Annotated in this window: 24 protein-coding genes and 1 tRNA gene; 16 read left to right on the forward strand and 9 right to left on the reverse strand. The window is 71.5% G+C overall.

Going from position 1 to position 21,587, the window contains the following annotated elements:
• Positions 1 to 199 precede the first annotated feature (199 nt).
• Positions 200 to 2,044 carry an APC family permease gene (locus RMN57_RS17135; RefSeq protein WP_313764228.1) on the reverse strand — a complete coding sequence of 615 codons (1,845 nt, stop codon included), beginning with the start codon at positions 2,042 to 2,044 and terminating at the stop codon, positions 200 to 202.
• A 397-nt stretch (positions 2,045 to 2,441) separates the two neighbouring features.
• On the opposite strand from RMN57_RS17135, the gene RMN57_RS17140 reads away from it, so the two are divergent.
• Positions 2,442 to 3,107 (forward strand): HAD family hydrolase, encoded by a 666-nt coding sequence (locus RMN57_RS17140; protein WP_313764229.1) that lies wholly within the window; start codon positions 2,442 to 2,444, stop codon positions 3,105 to 3,107.
• 1,068 nt (positions 3,108 to 4,175) lie between these two features.
• Here the strand turns inward: RMN57_RS17140 and RMN57_RS17145 are convergent.
• The 4 genes from RMN57_RS17145 to RMN57_RS17160 all read right to left on the reverse strand — a co-directional run bounded on the left by RMN57_RS17145 (position 4,176) and on the right by RMN57_RS17160 (position 7,947).
• Positions 4,176 to 5,504, reverse strand: coding sequence for a S8 family serine peptidase (locus RMN57_RS17145; RefSeq protein WP_313764230.1), 1,329 nt, complete (start codon positions 5,502 to 5,504; stop codon positions 4,176 to 4,178).
• 10 nt (positions 5,505 to 5,514) lie between these two features.
• Complete coding sequence (locus tag RMN57_RS17150) at positions 5,515 to 5,997, reverse strand: hypothetical protein (protein ID WP_313764231.1); 483 nt, start codon at positions 5,995 to 5,997, stop codon at positions 5,515 to 5,517.
• 415 nt (positions 5,998 to 6,412) lie between these two features.
• Entirely contained in the window at positions 6,413 to 7,102 is a 690-nt protein-coding gene (locus tag RMN57_RS17155; protein ID WP_313764232.1) for an HAD-IA family hydrolase, read from the reverse strand.
• A complete protein-coding gene (locus RMN57_RS17160; protein ID WP_313764233.1) occupies positions 7,099 to 7,947 on the reverse strand; it encodes a GntR family transcriptional regulator in 849 nt (282 codons plus the stop codon). The genes RMN57_RS17155 and RMN57_RS17160 overlap by 4 nt, the downstream gene beginning before the upstream one ends.
• A 510-nt stretch (positions 7,948 to 8,457) precedes the next feature.
• On the opposite strand from RMN57_RS17160, the gene RMN57_RS17165 reads away from it, so the two are divergent.
• The 13 genes from RMN57_RS17165 to RMN57_RS17225 all read left to right on the forward strand — a co-directional run bounded on the left by RMN57_RS17165 (position 8,458) and on the right by RMN57_RS17225 (position 17,836).
• Complete coding sequence (locus tag RMN57_RS17165) at positions 8,458 to 8,706, forward strand: hypothetical protein (RefSeq protein WP_313764234.1); 249 nt, start codon at positions 8,458 to 8,460, stop codon at positions 8,704 to 8,706.
• Between the two features lie 80 nt (positions 8,707 to 8,786).
• Positions 8,787 to 10,286: a DUF2637 domain-containing protein gene (locus RMN57_RS17170; RefSeq protein ID WP_313764235.1), complete on the forward strand. Its 1,500-nt coding sequence runs from the start codon at positions 8,787 to 8,789 to the stop codon at positions 10,284 to 10,286.
• A gap of 40 nt (positions 10,287 to 10,326) precedes the next feature.
• Positions 10,327 to 10,449 (forward strand): hypothetical protein, encoded by a 123-nt coding sequence (locus tag RMN57_RS17175; protein ID WP_313764236.1) that lies wholly within the window; start codon positions 10,327 to 10,329, stop codon positions 10,447 to 10,449.
• The gene (locus RMN57_RS17180) at positions 10,446 to 10,691 is read left to right on the forward strand and encodes a hypothetical protein (protein ID WP_313764237.1); all 246 of its coding nucleotides are present in this window, start codon (positions 10,446 to 10,448) and stop codon (positions 10,689 to 10,691) included. Before RMN57_RS17175 ends, RMN57_RS17180 begins: the two co-directional genes overlap by 4 nt.
• A complete protein-coding gene (locus tag RMN57_RS17185; protein ID WP_313764238.1) occupies positions 10,691 to 10,864 on the forward strand; it encodes a hypothetical protein in 174 nt (57 codons plus the stop codon). Before RMN57_RS17180 ends, RMN57_RS17185 begins: the two co-directional genes overlap by 1 nt.
• Positions 10,865 to 11,014: 150 nt before the next feature.
• Positions 11,015 to 12,016 (forward strand): hypothetical protein, encoded by a 1,002-nt coding sequence (locus RMN57_RS17190; protein ID WP_313764239.1) that lies wholly within the window; start codon positions 11,015 to 11,017, stop codon positions 12,014 to 12,016.
• 20 nt (positions 12,017 to 12,036) lie between these two features.
• Positions 12,037 to 12,444 (forward strand): hypothetical protein, encoded by a 408-nt coding sequence (locus tag RMN57_RS17195; RefSeq protein WP_313764240.1) that lies wholly within the window; start codon positions 12,037 to 12,039, stop codon positions 12,442 to 12,444.
• 11 nt (positions 12,445 to 12,455) lie between these two features.
• On the forward strand, positions 12,456 to 13,460 hold the full coding sequence (locus RMN57_RS17200) for a hypothetical protein (RefSeq protein WP_313764241.1): 1,005 nt from the start codon (positions 12,456 to 12,458) through the stop codon (positions 13,458 to 13,460).
• Between the two features lie 23 nt (positions 13,461 to 13,483).
• Positions 13,484 to 13,627 (forward strand): hypothetical protein, encoded by a 144-nt coding sequence (locus tag RMN57_RS17205; RefSeq protein WP_313764242.1) that lies wholly within the window; start codon positions 13,484 to 13,486, stop codon positions 13,625 to 13,627.
• A gap of 106 nt (positions 13,628 to 13,733) precedes the next feature.
• Positions 13,734 to 14,021 (forward strand): hypothetical protein, encoded by a 288-nt coding sequence (locus RMN57_RS17210; protein ID WP_313764243.1) that lies wholly within the window; start codon positions 13,734 to 13,736, stop codon positions 14,019 to 14,021.
• On the forward strand, positions 14,018 to 15,994 hold the full coding sequence (locus tag RMN57_RS17215) for a DUF3987 domain-containing protein (protein ID WP_313764244.1): 1,977 nt from the start codon (positions 14,018 to 14,020) through the stop codon (positions 15,992 to 15,994). Before RMN57_RS17210 ends, RMN57_RS17215 begins: the two co-directional genes overlap by 4 nt.
• Positions 15,995 to 16,250: 256 nt before the next feature.
• Positions 16,251 to 16,436, forward strand: a complete 186-nt coding sequence (locus RMN57_RS17220) for a helix-turn-helix domain-containing protein (protein WP_313764245.1) — start codon at positions 16,251 to 16,253, stop codon at positions 16,434 to 16,436.
• Positions 16,436 to 17,836: a site-specific integrase gene (locus RMN57_RS17225; protein ID WP_313764246.1), complete on the forward strand. Its 1,401-nt coding sequence runs from the start codon at positions 16,436 to 16,438 to the stop codon at positions 17,834 to 17,836. The genes RMN57_RS17220 and RMN57_RS17225 overlap by 1 nt, the downstream gene beginning before the upstream one ends.
• Positions 17,837 to 18,000: 164 nt before the next feature.
• Here the strand turns inward: RMN57_RS17225 and RMN57_RS17230 are convergent.
• Positions 18,001 to 18,081 (reverse strand) — tRNA-Tyr (locus RMN57_RS17230).
• A 216-nt stretch (positions 18,082 to 18,297) separates the two neighbouring features.
• Here RMN57_RS17230 and RMN57_RS17235 point away from each other — a divergent pair.
• Entirely contained in the window at positions 18,298 to 18,786 is a 489-nt protein-coding gene (locus RMN57_RS17235; RefSeq protein WP_313764247.1) for a YajQ family cyclic di-GMP-binding protein, read from the forward strand.
• A gap of 70 nt (positions 18,787 to 18,856) precedes the next feature.
• On the opposite strand, the gene RMN57_RS17240 is transcribed toward RMN57_RS17235, so the two are convergent.
• From RMN57_RS17240 to RMN57_RS17250, 3 genes are all read right to left on the reverse strand, one after another.
• Positions 18,857 to 19,561 (reverse strand): hypothetical protein, encoded by a 705-nt coding sequence (locus RMN57_RS17240; RefSeq protein WP_313764248.1) that lies wholly within the window; start codon positions 19,559 to 19,561, stop codon positions 18,857 to 18,859.
• A 127-nt stretch (positions 19,562 to 19,688) separates the two neighbouring features.
• Complete coding sequence (locus RMN57_RS17245; protein WP_313764249.1) at positions 19,689 to 20,204, reverse strand: hypothetical protein; 516 nt, start codon at positions 20,202 to 20,204, stop codon at positions 19,689 to 19,691.
• A gap of 41 nt (positions 20,205 to 20,245) precedes the next feature.
• Positions 20,246 to 21,004, reverse strand: coding sequence for a helix-turn-helix domain-containing protein (locus tag RMN57_RS17250; protein ID WP_313764250.1), 759 nt, complete (start codon positions 21,002 to 21,004; stop codon positions 20,246 to 20,248).
• A gap of 377 nt (positions 21,005 to 21,381) precedes the next feature.
• On the opposite strand from RMN57_RS17250, the gene RMN57_RS17255 reads away from it, so the two are divergent.
• Positions 21,382 to 21,549 (forward strand): hypothetical protein, encoded by a 168-nt coding sequence (locus tag RMN57_RS17255; RefSeq protein ID WP_313764251.1) that lies wholly within the window; start codon positions 21,382 to 21,384, stop codon positions 21,547 to 21,549.
• The last annotated feature ends 38 nt before the right edge of the window (positions 21,550 to 21,587 follow it).

Genomic DNA, 21,587 nt, shown 5'->3' on the forward strand with positions numbered 1-21,587 from the left:
AATGGGCCGTCGCGGAGCGTCCGAAAGCGCCCGGCACGCCCGACGGGCGGGGCGTTCTCGCAGGTCGGAGCCGCGGAGGGCGCGGCGCGCCGGGCCGGGCGGTGGCGTTTCGGGGGCGTCGAGAGGGGGCGTTAAGACATCGTCAAAATATGACGATCGACCCGGATCTTTGCCTCGTATCAGTCGATATCGGACAGCCCTACATCCGCATCCGGAGCTGGCAGACCACCGCGTCGGTGTGCCGGCGCAGGGCCCGGTCGATGACGGCGCCGCGCCGGTTCTGCAGCGCCCGCTGCCAGGGCCGGACCGGCTCGACCTCGGGGATCAGGACGGTGAGGCGGTCGTAGACGTGCTCGGTGGCGAGCGTGTTGACGAAGTCGGCGATCGGCGGGCCGAGGCGGCGGTGCGCGTCCGGGATCTCCACCAGCGGCACCCCCGGCCGCCACAGCTCCCAGTCCCGGCGCAGCGCTTCGGTGGCGGCGGTGTCGTGGGCGACGGTGACGGCGATCACCTCGTCGCCGAGGGAGAGGGCGGCGGAGAGGCCGTCGCGGGTGAGGCGGGTGATGGCGGTGACGGGGACGACGACGAGGCTGCGCTGCGGGGTGAGGGCGCCGGGGACGCGGCCGAGTTCGAGGCGTTCGCCGATGCGGGCGTAGGCGCGGTGGACGGCCTCGAAGAGGAGGACGAGCAGGGGCAGGGCCAGGCAGATGCCCCAGGCGCCCTCGGTGAACCTGGTGCCGGTGACGACGAGGGTGGCGGTGCCGGTGAGCAGGGCGCCGAAGCCGTTCAGGGCGGCCTTGGCCCGCCAGTGGGCCGGTCTCTGCTGCGACCAGTGCCGGACCATGCCGATCTGGCAGATGGTGAAGCCGACGAACACGCCGATCGCGAAGAGCGGGACGAGGCTGTTGACGTCGCCGCCCGAGCCGACCAGCAGGGCGGCGGAGACGGCGGCGAGGAAGAGGACGCCGTGCCGGTGCACCTGGCGGTCGGCGCGCAGCGCGAAGACGTGCGGGAGGTGGTTGTCGCGGGCGAGCAGGTGGAGCAGGACGGGCAGGCCGCCGAAGGAGGTGTTGGCGGCGAGGCCGAGCAGGACGACGGTGGCGAACTGGACGAGGTAGAAGCCGGCGCCGTGGCCGAGCGAGGCGTCGGCGAGCTGGGCGAGGACGGTGACGCCCTCGACCGGCCGGAGGTGGAAGCGGCCGATCAGCACGGCCAGTCCGATCAGCATCACGCCGAGCAGCGCGCCGAGCGCGACCTCGGTGTGCTGTGCGCGCTTCACGCCGGGCGTGCGGAAGGACGGGACGGCGTTCGCCACCGCCTCCACGCCGGTCAGCGCCGAGCAGCCCGCCGCGAAGGCCTTGAGCAGCAGCAGCGCGCCCACGGTGGTGGCGTCGTCCGCCAGCGCGGACGCGTGCCCGGCGGCGGCGGCCGTGCTCGCCGGGGCGTCCCGGAACAGGCCGACCACGATGATCGTCAGGATCGAGAGCACGAACACGGCCGTCGGCGCCAGGAACCAGCGGGCGGACTCGGCGATCCCGCGCAGGTTCAGCGCGGTGACCAGCACCAGCACGCCCAGGCAGAGCCAGACCCGCTCGCCGTAGAGCCCCGGCACCGCCGAGGTCAGCGCCGCCACCCCGGCCGTCACCGAGACGGCCACGTTCAGCACGTAGTCGACGACGAGCGACGCCGCCGCGGTCAGCGCGGTCCGCCGCCCCAGGTGCGCCCTGGCGACCGCGTACGAGCCGCCGCCGTCCGGGAACGCCGCGATCACCTGCCGGTAGGAGGCCACCAGCACCGCGAGCAGCACCGCGATCGCCGCCGTCACCGGCAGCGTGAAGCCGAGCCCGTACGCCCCGGCCGCGGCCAGCACCAGCACGATCGACTCCGGCCCGTACGCCACCGACGCCATCGCGTCCAACGACAGCGCGGCCAACCCGCCGAGCACGGAGAGGCGGTGGCGCTCGTCCGGGGCCCCGGCCGCCTCCCGGCCGGTATCGGGCGGCTGGGGCTCGGCGGTGAGCGCCGGGGTGACGGGGCTGGACATCGGACGGGAACCTCCGCGGTCGGGTAGTGCTCCCGATCCTGCGGGCCGCTCCTTCCCCGCCCCCTCCGCCCCTACGAGTTCCTGACGCCCCGACAGGCACTCTTGACGCCCCCTTGACGGGCGCCCGCCGGGGCGGGTGCGGGCAGTCGGGAGAGGCGCCGCGGGGGGGGGAGTGCGCGGGGCGGGCGGACCGGTGTCCCGGCGGGCGCCGGTTGGGAAGACGATCAGCTCATACGGAGGACTCCGGCGCACCTCGGCACGTCCGGAACGTCTCAGCGGAAAGGCCGAACGGCCCGACCGCCCCTGATGACACTCTGCTGCCTGGTGAGGGTAATTGCAAGTAATGCGCAACAAGCCCACCCCCGACACGTCCTCGACCATGCGTTACTCTCCGCGCATGTCCGACCACTCTCCGCCCCTGCTCCTGATCGACCTGGACCACACCCTGGTCGAGCGCGACGGCGACGCCGACGCCTGGACCCCGGCCTTCTGCGCCACCCACGGCCTCCCCGCCGAGGCCGCCCCCGCCGTCTTCGACCTCTTCCTCGCCGACCGCTCCCCCGCCGGCTTCGCCCGGATCGCCGCCGCCTACGGGCTCCCGCACTCCGGCGAGACCCTCTGGGAGGAACACGTCGCCCACGAAGCCGCCCGCACCCACCTGATCCCCGGCGTCCCAGCCGCCCTCGCCACCCTCCGCGAGGCCGGCTGGGCCATCGCCGTCGTCACCAACGGCTGCACCGACATCCAGCGCGCCAAACTCGCCCGCACCGGCCTGCTCGCGGCCGTCGACGCCGTCTGCGTCTCCGAGGAGGCCGGCGCCCGCAAGCCGGCCCCGGAGATCTTCCACCTCGCCGCCGCCCGCCTCGGCCGCACCCTCACCCCCGACGCCTGGATGGTCGGCAACAACCCCGCCACCGACCTCCGGGGCGCCCACGCCGTCGGCCTGCGCTCCATCTGGATCACCCCCGCCCCGCCCCCGGCGCTCCCGCCGTCCCACCCCACCCCCACCTACACCGCCCCCGACACCCCCACCGCCACCACCCTCCTCCTCGCCACCCCCTGACCCCCCAAAACAGAACCGGCCCCGAACAGCGTTTCCGCTGTTCGGGGCCGGTCTGGTAATCCAGTGGCTGGTGCAGGGTTCGAACCTGCGTAGCTTGCGCGACAGATTTACAGGCCGCTGACCAGGGGCGTTCTGACCTGCGGGCTCCTGATCACGGACCGAATCTGGTCCGCCGCTGGTCCGGATCATGGTCTCGGCGACCCCTACCAACGGGTGCGTGTGGGCGGGATTGGGGGGGCTGACTGTTACGAGTTTCGCTACTTCATCAAGGCACGCACGGCGCGCCAGCGCGTGGCCCTGGCTGCTCGCCGGCGCTCGTGTCCTCGCCCCGCTTCCGGCGGCGGCCCGGCCGCGCTGGCGGCCAGACGCCAGGGAGAAGCTGAGCCCAGAACCCTGCCAGCGCTGGGGCGGGCGGCTCCGCAGGTCTATCCGCCGCCCCGCACCTGCGACCCGCATCGAGCAAGACCGGGGGCCACTCGGGCAATTGGCGGGCAGGCGAGAAGCCTGCCCGATTAGCGGGCCAAACTTACGACTCCCCGATCATGCTCGATCCCAGACCGGACGGGACACCGGCGAAAACCGCCCCCCGCCCGTCTCTAGGCCGTCGCGTCAGTGGGCGCGTCGCTACGGTTGCTCGCCACATCAGTACGCTGATGGGGTAGGCGAGGATCAGCTGCACCACCACTGTCGGAGTTCTGCCGGATCAGGGCAATGAGTGAGCCTGGCCTAATTCCCAATCGGTTGCTTCCGAAGAGGGCGGCAGGAGCAAGGGTCAGCAAGGCGATGAATTCGGCAGTTCCCAAACTCGGCATCCCTGCCGCTGATCCAATACAACATCACCTTCCACATCAGGGAGAACACCGGCAGAACTGCCGAAAACAGCCGCGACTTCACTATGAACCCCATGACCAACAAGGACGGGATCGACCCTGCGGCGGTCAACGATTCACGCAGCAGTCCCGGGGCGGATCCGCCCCGGGGACTGCGGCATTTCGCTACGCTGTTGCCCAGTCGAGCCCGGGCGCGACGATTCTGTCGGCGGCGGCTTCACTCACCTGCTCGACCCGCTCACGGGGCCCGGAGGAGGCCCGCGCCGATGTCCCTGGTTGGCTGCGTCAGCGGGAACGCGCCGGCCTTCAGACCGGCCACGAGATCGGCCGCGGAAGCGTCTGGGTGTGCCTCGGCCAGCAGGGCCAAGACACCAGCAACGTGCGGCGTGGCCATGCTCGTGCCGTTCATGGTCTGGTACCCGCCGTCGGGGGCGGCCGAGTGCACATCCCTGCCGGGTGCGGCGATGTTTACCTCGCCGCCCTGGTCGTTGATGCCGCCATTGGAGAAGAACGATGGGGCGAGCGACTTGTCGAGCGCGGCCACCGCAAGGATTGAAGGGCAGTTGGCGGGTCGGCTGACGGGCTTGATGCTCAGGGGCCGCTGGCTGTCGTCGCCCGCGGCGGCGACGATCACCGCCCCGCGCTCGAGCGCGCGCTGGGCCAGGATCTCGTAAGTCTGCGGGAAGGGCTCACCCTGTTGGACCGGAGCGCCGAGTGACATGGAGATCACCCGAGCGCCCCGGGCGATGGCCCAGGCGATGCCCGCTAGGATCTGGCCGTCGAAGCCGCTGCCCGCGTTGCTGAGCACCTTGGCGGCGAGGATCTGGGCGTCGCAGGCCACGCCGTAGCGGGGTCCCTGCTGGGGGCGGGCCGGACCGGCGACGATGCCGATGCAGTGCGTGCCGTGGCCGGCGCCGTCCTCGACCGCCTCGCCGGCCACGAAGGACATCTTCTCCTCGATGCACCCGACCAGGTCGGGGTGATCGGTGTCCACGCCCGTGTCCAGGACGGCGACCCTCACACCGCGTCCGGTCAGTCCGGACTCGGTGGCCCGGATCGCCTGCAGGCCCCAGGTGAAGCTCTGCTCGTCCCAGGCAGGGCCCTGTGCCATGGCGGTCTCGGCCCTGGTCTGGCCTGCAACGACGTCCTCGTCGCTGCGGTACGCCGGATAGAACTCGGTCCGCGCCTGCGTCGGGCCGGCGCTCGTCATGGCATATACCACGCGCTCCGGCTCCGCCGCGATGATCGACGGCTCCGCCTCGGCCGCGGTCACCAGCGCGTGCCGCTGCTCGGGCCGCACCTCGACGACCGCGACGGCGAGGTCTTCGAAGAACACCGAGACGTCGGGGCGCTCGAGGAGTTCGGCGACGTTCATGAAGTCAGCTCCTCGGACTCGTTCGACGGCCGCGACGCCGGCGGAGGACCGTAGTGCGTTCAGCCCGCTCTCCTGATTACTCGGGTCAAGCGAGATCATGTACCGACCGGTGTACTCGAAAACCCCTTGATCTGCAGAATTACCCTTCTTTCTGCGACGACCAAAGAAGGAATATGCCTCCTGCTTGTCCATCGACACTCCCCTAGGTTGAAGAGATGACCGCAGCCAGAATCACTGAAATCTCGCCCAGTAGGCACAGTAGGGCAAATTCGTAAGCAATGCCTGAGTGGCGATACATTTTCGCGGTTGAATTTAGCTTTATACGGAGATCTGCGATCCGATCATCTGTCAACCACGGCTCGGAAGCGTCTCCTTCCATCATTTCCTTGACGTCTGGTCCTCGCACGTAGGGGCGAGGAAGCAGGACATACGCCACAGCGATCACTTGCACAGCAATGACGGCCCATAGGGCCGTAGATGCCCACGCCGGAAATCTTAGAGCAGCGTCCTTGCCGATGAATCCGGAGGCCGAAGCGAAGGTGACAACAAAAGCTGAAATCGCGACGAGATTACCCGCCCTGGTTTGCTGCGAATCGATCGACTTACTGAGTTCCTCGAAGTAGCGATTCAGCGTATCCAGTGCAAGTTGCAGGCGTTCGCGTCTTCCTCTCGCGTAGTAACTCACACCGACCATGCCTCTTTCTGAGCATCCCTGGTCCGACCAACATCGCATGGGGATCTCATGAGCGCCGCCTGTGGTGAGCTGCATGGGCGATGACGTGCGATAGCTCTCGAACCGGGTGCTTCACTCAGCCTGCGAGACAGCCCGATCTCATCAGCGGTGTCGTCCATGTCTCCGAGGGGTTCCGCACGGGCTGGCGCCCATCAAGCGGATTTGGCCACTGGGCGACGTAAGTCCCGGCCTGCAAGGTGCCAACCAACGCAGACGGCCCCGGGCAGTGAGTCCCGGGACCGTCTCTGGGCCGCGTGAGGTCAGCCAGCGCCAATCAACGATGACAACCGGCGACAGCGATCCTGCTGGCCAGCGAGCCGGAATCGGATCCGTTCGCAGGCCAGCAGGGTGCCTAATCAGAACTTGTTCATCGGGTCAGGGCGTCCGCGATGAGCTCCATCGAGTCCACGATCACCACGGCGCCAGCAGCGCCCAGCTTTTCGGCCTTCCCCGGCTTGTTGGCGTAGCCGATCGTCGGGATGCCAGCGGCCGTCCCTGCCTCGATGTCGCGGGCCGCGTCGCCGATGAAGATGCAGTGCTCCGGCCTGGTGCCAGCGGCGTCCATGGCTTCGAGCAGGAGGCGCGGGTTCGGCTTCATTGACGAGGGGTCGCCCGGGGCGCGCCCGAAGACGCCGGCCACGTAGTCGCTGAGACCGTGCTCGGTCAGGTAGGCCTCGATGGCCATGCCCGCGTTGTTGCTGACCACGGAGGCCAGCCGGCCGGAGCGGACAGCAGTGCGCAGAACCGATTCTCCGCCCGGGGTCGGGCGGGCTACCCGAACAGCTTCGGTCTCCAGCGCGGCCAGCGCGGCGTCCGTGCTCTCCGTGAGGTCGGGCCGGGCATCTGAGATTAGCCGGAGCAGGGCGAGCGGGTCGGTCTCCTCCTCCGCCCCGGCCGGGGCCTGCTCGCCGCTGGCGAGCAGGCCCTCACGAAGTCGGCGCGCGACTTCCGGAGCGGGCAGGCCGGCGAAGACCGAGCACACGGGGCCGTCGAAGTCGAGGAGCACGTGCTTCACCGGCCGCAGCACGGCAGCGAGTTGCTGAGGGGTGGCGCTCATGACTGCCGCTCGTAGGCGATCGTGCTCCACACGCTGTCGAACCACATCTGGGCCTGCTGGACGTACTGCGATCCGAGCGAGGCGTCGTCCGGGCCGGCGGCGTGGTGGAACAGGGTGGTGTCCTTGCCGGTCACGTCGTAGAAGGTGTGGGCCGTGCCGTCGATCGCTACGGTGCGCTCGCGGAGCGGGTAGAAGCCGAAGAACGCCTCAGACCGGTTCAGGATGTACAGCTTGAACAGGCTGGACGCCCGGTGCACCTTGACCTGGACGCTCGCCTTCTGGACGAGGCCCAGCTCCGCCAGCATCTCCACCGAGTGGGCGATCCCGCCGGCGTTCGTCAGGGCGATGTTGCGCGCGCGCTCCCGGAGGGCGGCCTCGTCCTGGAGCCCGTCGACCAGGACCGGCACGGCCATCGGTGCCGTGGTGTCCGGCAGCAGCAGCCGGATCGTGATGGACTCCGGCGCCAGACGGCCGGAGCGAACCTTGTCGAGCGGCTCCTGGAGCGCGTTGTGCAGCGTCTCGCTGGAGAATCCGGCGAAGTCGAGGGTCACCTGCTGCTGCTCGAAGGCCGCCTCAAGGTGGGGTCGCAGCCCGACCGGTCGAGAGGTCCTCTCGCGGACGAAGGAACCGCTCCCCTGCCGGGTCACGATCAGCCCCTCGGTGCGGAGCAGGTCGAGCGCCTTGTCCACCGTGCCGCGCGCCACGCCGAAGTGCTTCGCCAGCTCGGGGCCGGAAGGAAGCTTGTCGCCGGTCTCGAAGCCCGGCTTCTTCGTGAGGATCGAGGCCCGCAGAGAGCTGCCGACCTGCTGATACGGGGGGCGAGAGTCATCCGGGTCTAGGGCCATGGGCCAATGCTAGGGGAGGTGCCCAACAGGCGCGAGAAACCCAACTCTCTTGACCTGCCTAAGCAGGTTGTCTATGTTGTGAGTGCCGCACCAAGTGAGACAGGGGCGACACAGAGGGGCCTTCTTTGGGCTGCTCTGAGCTGCGCAAATGCGCCTATGGGGATAGGCGAAGGGGCCCGGGACAGATCGGGCCGAGGTCGACCGCGCCTTGGCATGCGGATGGCATGGACCGAGAGGTCCGCGTCTGCCTTGAAGACGCACCCCCCGCCAGTTCACCGCCGAACTCCTCGGCTCCGGACCGGCGCGGTCTCAGCGAACGAGTGTCTTTGGTCCCCGATCCGTGCCGCCCGCGGCGGGTCGGGGGTCATGGCTGCTCGTGACATGACGAGTAGCTGGCCCTGGATTCGGGGCCGCCGCGCTTTCCTTGGCCGGGCGCGCGGCAGCCCCTGGGGCCCACCTCCCACTGGAAGAGGTAGACCCGTGAAGTCGATTGTTGCAGGTCAACACGCCTTGGACTCCGGTCAGTTCGTGGAACTGGCGTTGGGCGTGGACGAGGAGCTGTTCGCCGGTGTACACGGCGAGTCGGCGATCGAGCGCCAGGCCCGGTTGGACGTGGCGCACGCGGTGCTGGCGGACCTGCGCCGGGAGGACCCGGAGCTGGCCGCCTACGCCGAGCGGCTGCTGAGGATGGCGCCGGTGCCGCTGCGATTCCCGGCGGTCGTCCGCCGCACGGTGAGCGTCGAGCGGGTGGCCGCGTGACGACCATGGCCGCGCCGGCGGCCGTTTCAGCCACACGGCCCGCCGCTTCAACCGCGTCGGCGACGACCCCCGGCGCGCTGATGCTGGGGCTGACGATCCTGGCCGCGGTCGGCGGCGCGGCACTGGCCGGCATCGGCTTCAGCGGCTCGTACACCGCGCTGCGGGTTCTCGGCTTCAGGCACGGCTTCGGGGACTTCAGCTACGCGTTCCCGGTCGGTGTGGACGCCGGGATCGTGGCCCTGCTCGCGATGGATCTGCACCTGATCCGCAAGGGCACTCCGTGGCCGATGCTGCGGCTGCTGGCTCACGGCTTCACCGCCGCGACGATCTACTTCAACGCCGCCTCCGCCGGGCCGCTGCTGAAGAACCCGACCGGCACCGCGATGCACGCGGTCATCCCGATCATGTTCGTCGCGGTGGTGGAGGCCGGGCGGCGCCTGGTCATCCGGATCACCCGGATCGAGTCCGGCCACCAGCACGACGGGGTGCCGCTGCACCGCTGGATCCTCGCCCCGTGGCCGTCCTTTCGGATGTACCGGCAGATGCGCCTCAACGGCATCGCCAGCTACGACCAGGCGGTCGAGCTGGAACGCGAACGCCTCGTCTACCGGGTGATGCTGGAGCGCGAGCACGAGGGCGACTGGCGCAATGCTCCCGCTGACCAGCGACTTCCCCTCACCATGGAGCGCTTCGGGCTGAGCGTGGACGAGGCCCTGGCCCTGCCGCTGGAAGCCGAGGAACGCGCCCGCCTGCGGGCCGAACGGCGGGCCGCATTCGAGGCCGAGGTCACCGCCCGCGCCGAGGCCCGGACTGCCGATGCCCGGATCTCCAGCCTTCGCATGGCAGGCCGCATCGAGGCGGCCGGGTACGAGGTCGGCGCCGAAACCGCCGCCGCCCGGGCGCAGGCTCAAGCCCGGACGTTGGCCGCCGGCCGGGAGGCGGAGGCCGCCGAACGGCTCGACCAGGCAGAGGAGGAGCTGAAGGCCGCCGCCGCTGAACAGCAGGCCGCCGAGGCCCGCCGGCGCGCCGCTGAAACCCACCGCACCGCCGCTGAAACGGAGCAGGTCGCCGCTGAAACTCGACGCCGCGCCGCTGAAACAGACCGCGAGGCGGCCGCCGTCGAGCGGGCCCGCGCCGAGAACGAACAAGCCGCCCAGGCCGCTCGTCTGAGCGCGGCTGAAACGGCCAAGCACGCGGCTGAAGTGGAGGAGGCCGCCGCTGAAGCGGGCCGCCGCACGGCTGAAGCCGAGCGCGACACGGCCGCCGCCAAGCGCGCCCAGGCCGACACCGAAGAGGCCGCCGAGGCAGCTCGGTTGCGTGCTGCTGAAGCCCGCCGACGCGCGGCTGAAGCCGAGCTGCACGCGGTTGAAGCGGAGGACGCGGCGAAGCTGACCCCCGCCGCCCGCGCCACCCGCCGCGTCGCCCGGATGGTCCTCACGGCCGGCGGCAACCCCGAGGCCGTCACCCTCCAGTCCATCGCCGACGCCCTCGACGTCTCCCTCGCCACCGCCTCCGGGCGCCGGGCCGAGGCGGCCGAGCTGATCGCCTCCGGTTACTCCCCCCGCCTGACCACCAGCTGACCCAGCTTCGCCCCACCACTCGCACATCGAGGGCAGTGTCATGAGCCTGACCAGTACCCCGCCTCCCATCCCGCCCATCACCGACGAGGACCGCGACCAGGCGGCCGGTGCCGCCGATCGCCTGCTCACCCGCCTCCTCGGCGCGAGGGGCGGTGCCCGGTGAACACGCTCAAGGAAGTGCCCGGCCTGGGCATCGCCCGCCTCGACCGCGGCGGCCTCGCCTACCGCCTCTCCGAGCCGCTGACGATCGATGAGGTCGCCGGCCTGCTCCGCGAGACCTGGTGCCGCCGCCTGACAGTCTCCGACGCCTCCGCCGACGGCCGGTGCCCCGCCGAGTTCCGCGCGCTCTGCGAGCTGGACGGCGAGCCGTTCGTGCTGGTCGGCCGGATCGGGGAGGGCTCCTGATGCTCGGCTTCGGCAAGAAGCAGCCCGCCCAGCCCGCGCAGTCCCGCCAGCAGCGGAGGGCGAAGGCCGTCCGCGAGGCGGACCGCGCCGGGCACGCCGCCATGGACGCCAAGACCCGCCGCACCACGGCCCTGGAGGCCAACCCCGTCCGCGCCTGGTGGCGCTCCTCCTGACCCGCCGTCGAGGGCCCGGCCCCAGCCGGGCCCTCTTCTCTCCCAAGAGGACACAGCCGTGATCTACCTGCTCTGCCTGCTGCTGATCCTGGTCGACGTCGGGCTCGCCGTGTGGGGCCTTTGTGAGTTGGCCCGCCGGGGGTGGCTCCGGTGACGATCCCCCCGCCCCCGACCGAGCCGCCCACCGCCGGCATGCCGGGCTCCGACCCGGAGCCGGTGGACGAGTGGTGGCGCAAGTCCGGCCCCCGCATCCCCGCCCCGGTCCAGCCGGAGCCCGACGTCCACATCCCGGTCCCGATCGACGCCGGCCCCGCCCAGGCTGCCTCCATGGAGGACGCCGCGCACGCGTTCTGGGCCCCGTTCGGCCGGATCCTGTCCGAGCAGGCCTCGACGATCACCTCCCAGGTCGGACAGCTCCTCACCGAGAGCGAGGCCCAGCGCGCCGCCCGCCAGCAGGTCGAGTACGAGGACCTGCTCGCCGCGCAGCGTGCCCGGATGGACTCGGCGCTCGGCAAGGTCGGGGAGACCTCCAATGAGCGCGCCGAACGCCACCGCGTCGAGGACGTCCTCGCCCCCGACCGCCCCACCCGGCAGGACGACCTGGTCGGCTTCGCCGATCTGCTCGCCGAGCGGATCTCCGAGACCCCGGAGGACCGGGCCCAGCGCCGGGAGTCCGAGCGCGAGCTCGCCAAGCAGCGCGCTCGCGCCTTGGAGGACCGGGAGCGCGCCGCGGCCGGGGAGACCCCCGCCCAACGCGACCTGCGCCATCGTCAGCAGCAGCTGGCCGATCGACGCGAGGCCCGCACCCGGGCCCGGCGCGAGCGCCGCCGAGCCGCCCGCGCCGCCGACCCTTCCGACCGCGCGGTCCGGTTCCGCCGCTGGGCGATCCTCACCGCGATCAGCGCGGTGGGCGGCTACACCACCGGCCTGGTGTCGCTGATCGAGCCCGGCGGGCCATACGTCGGCCTGCTGCTGGCCGCTGCAGGGTGGGCCCTCGACCTGCACACCCGTGACCGGGGCCGCCTGCGCGTGAGCGAGGTCCGGGGCGCCGGACCCCTCCTGGTCCTCGTCGCCCTGCGCATCCCGCTCGCCTCCGGCCTCGCCGTCGCCACCGGCCTTTCCCCGCTCTTCGCCGCCCTGCCCCTCTTCTAGCCACCAAGGAGTTACACACCATGAGCAGCCTCATCGCGCTGGGCACCGGCGGCGCCGCCACCGTCGCGACCATGTACCTGTATGTCGGCGTCCGCGGCAAGAACAAGATCAACGTCCAGGACGATCACGTGCCCTACTGGGCGTTCGGGATCGGCCTGCTCGCCGCGAACGCGGGCACGGCGTTCCAGCAGCTCGCCGGGATCGGCACGCAGCTCAGCGACGCGTTCCAGGGCAACGCCGCCCTGGGGGACTGGCAGACCGGCGCGACCGCCGCCGTCCTGACCCTCGCCGTCTTCGGACTCAAGCCGAAGCCGTGGAAGGACGCGCTGTGCGGGGCCGTCGCCCCCAGCTTGTTCGCCGCCGCCGGCGGGCTCTGGGTCCTGCCCTCGTCGATCCTCAGTGGCCTGATCAGCGCGTTCATCAAGTGAGGGCGACGACGATGGAGAAGATCTTTCCCACCGAGAAGCTGAGCGCCACCCTGGTGTGGCCGCTCACCGGCCTGGCCGCCGGCACCCCCGTTCTGATCCGCCGGCTGACGGCCCCCCAGCGCGAGCGCCGGGCCGAGGCCGCCGCACTCAAGGCGGACCAGGAACGGCTCGCCGCCGAGGCCGCCCAGGCGGCCGACGCCGAGTTCGCCAAAAAGCTCGCCGAGACCCCCGACCCGACACGGCGCGCCGCGATGATCCACGCCCGGGAGAGCGCCCGGGTCACCGCCCGCGAGATCGAGGCGGAGCAGGCCAAGGCCACCCGCCAGGAGAAGCGCGGCCGCGCCGGGGACGCGGCCGGCGCCGCGGCGCTGATGCTGATCGTCGGCGGCCCGCTGGTCTGGGCCCTCGCCCGCCCCCTCATCGAGCCCGGCATCGGGCTGCTGATCGGCGTGTGGTGGATCGCCGCGCTGATCCACGCACCCGCCCCCGGCAAGAAGGCCGTCGAGGAGAAGGAGGAGGAGGCCGAGCAGAACGTCGCCGAGGACGTCTCGGAGCAACCGCCGCCGACCCCCGATCAGGCCTCCGCCGAGGCCCGCGGCGAGACCTCGGCGGCGACCTCCCCGACCCCCGCCGACGCCCGCCGCGCGGTGGCCCTCCTCGGGGCCGCCGGCACGCACGTCGCGCTCACCGCCGTGACCGCCCGCCTGGCTGCCGACCACCCCCTCTGGAAGCGGTCCGGGAAGGCCGTCCGCGGCCTCCTCCACGAGGCCGGTGTGGAGGTCCGAGGAGGGGTGCGCGTGGAGGGCGTCAGCGTGCCCGGCATCCACCACGACGACGTGCCCCCGCTCCCCTCCCCCTCCGACAGTGCCCCTGATCGCGTTGTTGTCGCAGGTCAGAGCAACAACAACAACGCCAACAACGGTCAGGAGTGGTCCACCCGAGAGGGGTTCATCATGCGGACCGACCCCGACAACCCCGCCCGGACGATCATCGTCAGCCGCACCAACGCCGCCTGATTCACCGACGCGAGGAGACCCCGATGGACCAGAAGCTTGCCGCCGCCCTCGTCGAGGACGACGCCGGCATGCACGCCGACGACCGTCGGACCTGCTGGACCCACCAGTGCTGGGCCGAGGACTGCGCCGACGACCCGATGCACACCCGTCCCAGCGCCCTCTACTGACTGACACCACGACACGAAGCCCCGCAGCAACCGTCGACCTTGCCGGGTGACTGGCGGTTGCTGCGGGACCGATCCGATCCCTCTCAGAGACCAGAGGTCTTCAAGCATGCCCGGAAACACCACCGCGCCGCAGCCCCGCTGCGAGGCCGCCCACCTCGGCGACGCCAGCCCCTGCGAGGGCTCGCGCGACGCCGTGATCGTCCTCGACCGCCACGGCGACGCCGCCAAGGCCTGCGTGCACCACGGTACGCGCCTCTACGCCAGCCTCATCGACCCCCGGGTCCGCCCCGGCAGCGTCCCCGGCGCGGCCATCGAGGTCTACAACCGCGCCCAGGGCGCGTCCGCGTTCGCCTGGCTCGACCACCACCAGCTCCCCAACGAGGACGAGCGGTGACCGAGAACCCCCTGAACGTGATCCCGTTCCGGCCGGAGCCCACTGAGGTCCTCGCCGCCGAGCAGGCCGTCATCGGCGCCGCTCTGCTCGACCCCACACGCATCCCCGCCATCGCCGAAATCCTCGGCGACCCCGGAGTGTTCTACCGCCCCGCCCACGAGGCGATCTGGCGCACTATCACCCGCATGCGCGCGGCCGGGCATCCCGTCGACCCGCTGCTGCTGACGGACGTCCTGCACGCCCAGGGCGACCTGAACAAGGTCGGCGGGCCCGGCTACCTGCACACCTGCATCGCCGCCACGCCCACCGCCGCGAACGGCGAGTACTACGCCGACCTCGTCCGGGCCGGCGCCGAGCGCCGCCGAATCAACATCGCCACCAGCCGCCTCGCCCACATGGCCGGCGACCAGCAGGCCGACCTCTCCGACGTCCGCACCGCCGCCCTGGCCGCGCTCGCGGACCTGGCCTCCGGCGAGACCTGGCTCGACCCTGTCCCGCTCGGCTCCCACGGTGCGCTGCCGACCTTCCCAGTCCACGCCCTGCCCGACTGGGTCGGCGCCTACGTGGACGCAGTCGCGGAGTTCACCCAGACCCCGCCCGACATGGCCGCCACCATGGCCCTGGCCGCCCTCTCGACCGCGGCCGGCGGCCGGGTCAACGTGGAGATCAGGCCCGGCTGGCGCGAGCAGTCCAACCTCTACCTGGTCTGTGCAATGCCCCCGGCCAGCCGCAAGTCCGACGTGTTCGCGTTCATGACCGGACCCGTCTACCGGGTCGAGGACGAGCTCCAGGCCGGCGCCAAGATGGCCATCATCGAGGCCCAGACCGCCAAGGAGACCGCCCTCGCCGAGGTCGAGGCCCTCATGAACAAGGCACGCAAGAACCCCGACCTCGACCGCGCGCACCTGGTCGCCGAGATCACCGCCGCCCGGATGGTCGCCGACGACATCACCGTCCCGCCCACTCCGCGCCTGACGATGTCCGGGGACCTCACCCCCGAGACCGTCACCCACCACCTCGGCGTCCACCGCTGCCTGGCCGCGCTGAGCCCGGAGGGCGACCTGTTCGACAGCATCGCCGGCCGCTACAGCAGCAAGCCCAACCTCGGCGTCTTCCTGCAGGCGCACAAGGGTGAACGGCTCCAGACCGACCGCATCACCCGCGAGCAGCCCACCGTCGACAAGCCCGCCCTGACCATCGGCGTCACCCCGCAGCCGGCCGTCCTGCAGGAACTCGGCGCCGCCCCCGGCGCCCGCGACCGCGGCCTCCTCGCCCGCTTCCTCTACTCCCTCCCGCCCTCCAACCTCGGCTACCGAAAGATCCGCACCACACCCGTCCCCGCGCCGGTCGCCACCACCTACGACGTGCGCCTCACCGCGCTCCTGCACACCCTGACCGCCCTGGACGAGCCCGTCACCGTGACGATGACCGAGGCCGCCGACCTCGCCGTCGAGAGGCTCCAGGAGCGGTTCGAGGTCCAGCTCCGCCCGGACGAGCCGCTCGCCCACATCAAGGACTGGGCCGGCAAGCTCGTCGGCCACATCGCCCGCATCGCCACCCTGCTCCACCTCGCCGACCACATCGCCGGCGACTGGCGCGCCCCGGTCGAGCCGGCCACCGTCGACCGCGCGGCCGAGATCGCCGAGTACTTCACCGCGCACACCCTCGCCGTCTTCGACCTCATCGCCGCCGACCCCGCCACCGACGACGCCCACGCCCTCCTCCAGTGGCTCCAACGGCCCCGCAAGGACGGCACCCACCGCACCCACATCAAGGCCCACGACGCCGTAGCCAGCAGCCGCCGCTTCAAGAAGGTCGCCGACGTCGAGCCTGCCCTGCAGCTGCTCGAACAGCACGGCTGGCTCCGCACCGACCAGCCCCCCGCCAGTGGCCAGCGCGGGCGACCCCAGGCCCTCACCTACCGTGTCCACCCGGTCGTGAGCACCCCCACCGGCTCGGACGCGACGACGTAACCGTCAGGGATGTCAGGACAAAGCCCTGACCAGCCCAAAACGTCACCGGACGCCCTGTCAGGGAACGTCAGGGTTGCCAGGGATAACCGAGATCCCCTGACATCCCTGACAATCCCTGACGCCCCAGCAGGGGCCATACCGGCAGGTCACCGAGTTCCCCTGACATCCCTGACGCTTTCCGCCCTCCGCATCCGCCCGCGAGAGGGCTCGCAACACTCCGCAACCACCATCCGCACCCACAGCAGGAGACTTCGCCATGCCCAAGCGCGAACTGCTCAAGCTCCCCGTCGTGCTCGCCGAACTCGGTATGTCCCGTGCCGCCTTCTACCGGATGCGCGCCCGGGGCAAGGGCCCGCGCCTCATCAAGCTCCCCAACGGTCAGGTCCGGGTCGACCGGGCCGACCTGGACACGTGGCTCGACTCCTGCGAGGTGGCCGCCTGATGCCCACCTCCTACAAGGTCACGTTCTGGGACCACCGCCACCGTCCTGACCGTCGCAAACCGTGGATGGTCCGGTGGACGGTGAACGGCCGGGAGTTCTCCGAGTCCTACCTCACGAAGACCCAGGCGGACGGCCGGAAGGCCGAACTGCTCGTCGCAGCGGCGTCGCACCAGCCCTTCGACACCGAGACGGGCCTCCCGCTCACGGAGCTTCGCCGGCGCCAGGAGGAGCAGAACTCCGTCACCTGGTACCAGCACGGACGGAACTACGTCGAGGCCCGATGGGACGGCGCCCCGGCCAAGACGCGAACGACGTGGGCCGACGCCCTGGCCAGCGTCACGTTCGAGCTGGTCAAGAGCAAGACCGGGATGCCGGACAAGCTGCTCGTGCGGCGCGCGCTGTACAGCTGGGCGTTCAACGTGAACCGCTGGACCGATGAGCCGCCGGCCGAGGTCGCCAAGGCCTTGGTGTGGGTGGCGCGGAACTCCGTGGACGTGTCCGAGCTGGCGGACCCGAAGATGGTCCGCCGCCTGCTCGCCGCCCTCTCGGTAAGGCTTGACGGCACAAAGGCCGCCGCCTCCACCACGCTCCGGAAGCGCCGGATCCTGAACCACGTCCTGGGCCGCGCCGTCGAGGACGGGCTCCTGGCCGCCAACCCTCTGTCATCCGTGCAGTGGCAGCCGCCCCGGACCGAGGAGGAGGTCGACCCCGAGTACGTCATGAGCCCCGAGCAGGCCGCCGCGATGCTGGAAGCCGTCGGCCGTCAGGGGCGGCGCGGGCCGCGACTGGTGGCGTTCTTCGGGTGCATGTACTACGCGGGCATGCGTCCGGGTGAGGTCGTCCACCTCCGCAAGGACCGGTGCGTGCTGCCGGCGGAGGGCTGGGGGAAGCTCAACCTCAACGGGAACAGCCCCCGGGTCGGATCGTCCTGGACCGACAGCGGCGCATCCCACGATCCCCGGAGCCTGAAGCATCGACCGGAGAAGGCCACCCGGCCGGTCCCGATCCCGCCCGAGCTGGTGAAGCTGCTGCGGGAGCACATCGATCAGCACGGCACCGCACCCGACGGCCGCCTGTTCCGGACCTTCCGGAACGGCATGGTGCAGGAGAGCGGGTACGGCGTCGTCTGGGCCGCCGCACGGGCCGAGGTGTTCAACGAGGAGGAGCGGGCCACCCCGCTCGCCAAGCGCCCGTACGACGCCCGGCACGCCGGGATCTCGCTCTGGCTGGCCTCCGGGGTGCCGGTGGCCGAGTGCGCCCGTCGCGCGGGGCACAGCATCGCCGTCCTGCTCCGGGTCTACGCCAAGTGCATCCACGGTGACGAGGACCACGCCAACCGGCTGATCACCGAACGGCTCCAGCGGCGACCCGCTCCCCGGCCGGCGCCCGACGGCTCCTGATTCTGGTCCGCACCTGGTCCGGAACTGCTGGTCAGGACTGGGATCCGGGCGAAACGAGGTGAGACAAAACACGCAAAACGGCCATCCGGCGTGACCGGTGTTCGAGCACAACGAAACAGGCCCTGATCTGCGTTTCCGCAGATCAGGGCCTGTTTTCTATCCTGTGGCTGGTGCAGGGTTCGAACCTGCGTAGCTTGCGCGACAGATTTACAGTCTGCTCCCTTTGGCCGCTCGGGCAACCAGCCAGGATTGGTGTCTCGCGTGGGCTTCCCCCGCTCGACTCCGTAAACGATACCCGATGCCAGGGGGTGGTTCGCCACTCGGTTGGTCACGTGATGATCAAGGCGCGCGGCGCGCTCGTCGCGGGCGGGGGCGGGGTGGTGCTGGATAGGCTGGGGCGGCGGTCGCCCGGTGGGGCGGGCCGTGTCAGTGAAGCCACAGCATCAAGGAGACCAACACCCATGGCCGACTCCAGTTTCGACATCGTCTCGAAGGTCGAGTGGCAGGAGGTCGACAACGCGATCAACCAGACCTCCCGCGAGATCGCCACCCGCTTCGACTTCAAGAACGTCGGCGCCGAGATCAGCCGCTCCGGCGAAACGATCGAGATGAAGGCCAGCGGCGAGGAGCGCGTGAAGGCCATTCTGGACGTGCTGCAGAGCAAGTTCATCAAGCGCGGCCTGTCGCTGAAGGCGCTGGACGCCAAGGAGCCGCAGCTGTCCGGCAAGGAGTACAAGATCTTCGCGGACGTGAAGGAGGGCATCTCCCAGGACGATGCCAAGAAGGTCGCGAAGATCATCCGCGATGAGGGCCCGAAGGGCGTGAAGGCCCAGGTCCAGGGCGACGAGCTGCGGGTCAGCTCGAAGAGCCGCGACGACCTGCAGGCAGTGCAGGCGCTCCTCAAGGGCAAGGACCTGGACTTCGCGATCCAGTTCGTCAACTACCGCTGACCCTGCGGGATGTGCGGAGAGGCCCCGGTCCCGGGTTCGGGAGCGGGGCCTCGTGCGTCGGCCGGGCCGGTCAGCCGGCGGTCGGGTGGGGGTGGAGGGCGGCGGCGCGGGCCGCGGCCACGGTGTCGGCCAAGGACTGGGCCTGCGCCTTGAGGGAGGCGAGCTGGTCCGAGCGGGTCTGGGTGCCGCTGCCGGGGATCGTCGGCGGGGCCGGGACGGTCACCGGCGGAGTCGGCAGCTGACCGAGCAGGCCCTGCAGGACCGCCTGGAGCGAGCTGACCAGCTGTTGCACGACGCCGAGGTCGACCGCGGACGTCAGCGACGAGAGCAGGCCGGTGACGGTGTCGGCGAGGTCACCGACCGTCCCGAGGAGCGCGGACGTGTCGGGGGTGGCGGGCAGCTCCGGCAGGGTCGGCAGCTCGGGGGCGGCCGGCAACTCGGGGGTGACCGGCAGGACCGGGGCGTCGGCCGCCGGGTCCGCGGCCGGGGGCACCGTGACGGGCAGCGGCGCGTCGGCCGGGCGGGCGGGGACCGCCGGGGCTCCGGCGGACTTGGGCACTGCCGGGATCGCCGGGACGGCCGGAACCGCGGGGAGCACGGGGCGCACGGGGACCGCCGAAACGGCCGCGAAGGCGGACGAGCCCGGGAGGGCGGCGGCGAAGGGGGAGGTTCGGGGGGCCGCGGATCCGTTTCCGGCGGCGGTGGCGGACGCCGTGGCGACCGGGGTCAGCACGATGGCTGCGGTCAGCGCGGCGGCCATCCAGGTGGCACGCATGGGTGTTGCTTCCTCTCGGTGCGAATCAGGCGAGTTCGCCTGGTTCACACGTTGGGGCAGGGCAGTTGAGCCAGCCACTGCGCGTACGCCGAACGGTGAGAGGGAAGCCGGGGAGGGGCGGAACGACTCAGGCGGGGGCCGCCCAGCGGGCCGTGCTGCGGTGGGCCGGGAGGCCGACGGCCTCGAACTCGTCGACGTGGTGGGCCTCGTCGGCCCGGCCGGACTCCACGCGGGCACCGAGGCGGCGCAGGGCGCGGGAGATCGGACTGCCCTCGGGCGGGAACGGGGCGAACTCGGCGCTGGTGAGCGGGCCGAGGGCGAGACGGCCGTCGGCCCAGACGGCGGCGCGCTGGGTACCGCTGCCGCCGAAGAAGCAGGCCTCGACGCAGGCGATCGGCCCGGCCTTGGACCAGGCGGCGAGCCGCCGCGCGGAGCCGCCCGGAAGCCAGTCGAAACCGGCCGCCTCACCCAACGCACCTTCATTGCCGCCGACTTGGTATGCGAGCGCCGCGAGGAACGCGGGGGTGGCCGGGATCAGGGCCAGCCCCTGCGACAGCGGGGCGAGGCGGGCGACCGGCACCTCGGCGGCGGCCACCGCGAGCAGCTCCGCCGTGCCGATCAGCGCCTGAAGTTCGTATGGCATTCAGTCATCCTGAACCACTGCGCCGACAGTCCGCCCGCGATTTACGAATCCGTGGCTGGATGGGAATCGGCCCGAGCGGGGCGCTCCGGCCGGACGCCGTAGAGCAGGGTGAGCACGGTGACGTCCACGGCGTCCTCCGCCTCCTCCTGCGGCCCGTTCCGCACCTCGGTGAACAGCTCGTCGAAGACCTCGGCGAGCCGGCTCCGGAGCCGGACCAGGCGGTCCTGACTGATCCGCAGCTCCGAGTGCGCGAACAGGCTGGGCGGCCCGGCCGAGCCGTCCCTCGGGGCGCTCGGGTCGAGCCGGCCGGAGGCCGCCTTGGCGTGGAAGTCGCCGCGGACCCGGTCGACCGCGGCGAGCATCGCGTCGTGGGCCTCGGAGCGGGCCGGGGAGCCGGCGGAGAAGATCTCCGACGAGAGCCGGACCGAGTCGTGCGCGACGGCGTAGCGGCTCTCGACGATGCCGGAGACCAGTCGGGTGCCGGCGACGCGGATCAGCCCGGCCTTCTCCAGCTGCTTGATGTGGCGGTAGAGCTTGGTCTGCGGCTCCGCGAGGGCGGCTGCGAGCTCCTTGGCGGTCAGCGAGCCGCCGCCGGGGCCGGGCTGCGACCTCGCCGAGCCGAGGGCGCCCAGGATGGCGAGACGGAGCGGGTCGGCCAGCGCCTTCAGGGTCGCAACGTCGTCCACCCGCCGCTCCGGGAGGCGCTCGGGGGTGCGTCCGTCGGGGCGTCCGTCGACGCGCCCGTCGGGGCGTCCGCCTTCGCCGGCGGTACCGGCCTGCTGCTCAGCGTTCTCGGCCACGGGACCACCCTGGCAGATCGCGGCCCGGACTAGCAATCACCCTTGCGCAAGCAATCACTACAGGGTGATCATTTGCGGGAACGTGAATGACAGCCGCGGACGCGAGGGGTGGGCGCGCCGGGCGGGCGCGCTCCTGGTGGGCCGGCTGCACCGGCTGGCCGACCCGGCGCCCGCCGCACACTGCCCGGCGCCCGTCGTTCCTGACAGCCGCTCACCCGTCCGGGTGTACGCCGCATGCGGCACACCCGGCAACCGGGTGAACTGACCGGGCAGGGCCCGCCCGGATCTCCCCCGGAACAGACGTCGGGACCGCCGCGAGGAAGGGGCCGGGGAACCGACGTCCTACCTCGGCCGGAGCGGCTCGATCCCGCTCTGCCGTGTTCCCCCAGGCCTTCCCCGGCGCCGGGATCGTCCCGACGGACGTCGAGGAGCCGCGCGGCCTCGCCCACCCTCCGAACGAGAGCGTCGACCCCGGCGAGGTCGAGCACAAGGCCACCGTCCAGGCCTCGTTCCTGCGGCACTACGCCGCCCCGACCCGGTCGTGATAGGGCATCAGTGACGGCCGCCGCACCGGCGTCCGGCG

This window comes from Kitasatospora sp. CM 4170 (assembly GCF_032110285.1).
In the GTDB taxonomy this organism is placed as follows: domain Bacteria; phylum Actinomycetota; class Actinomycetes; order Streptomycetales; family Streptomycetaceae; genus Kitasatospora; species Kitasatospora aburaviensis.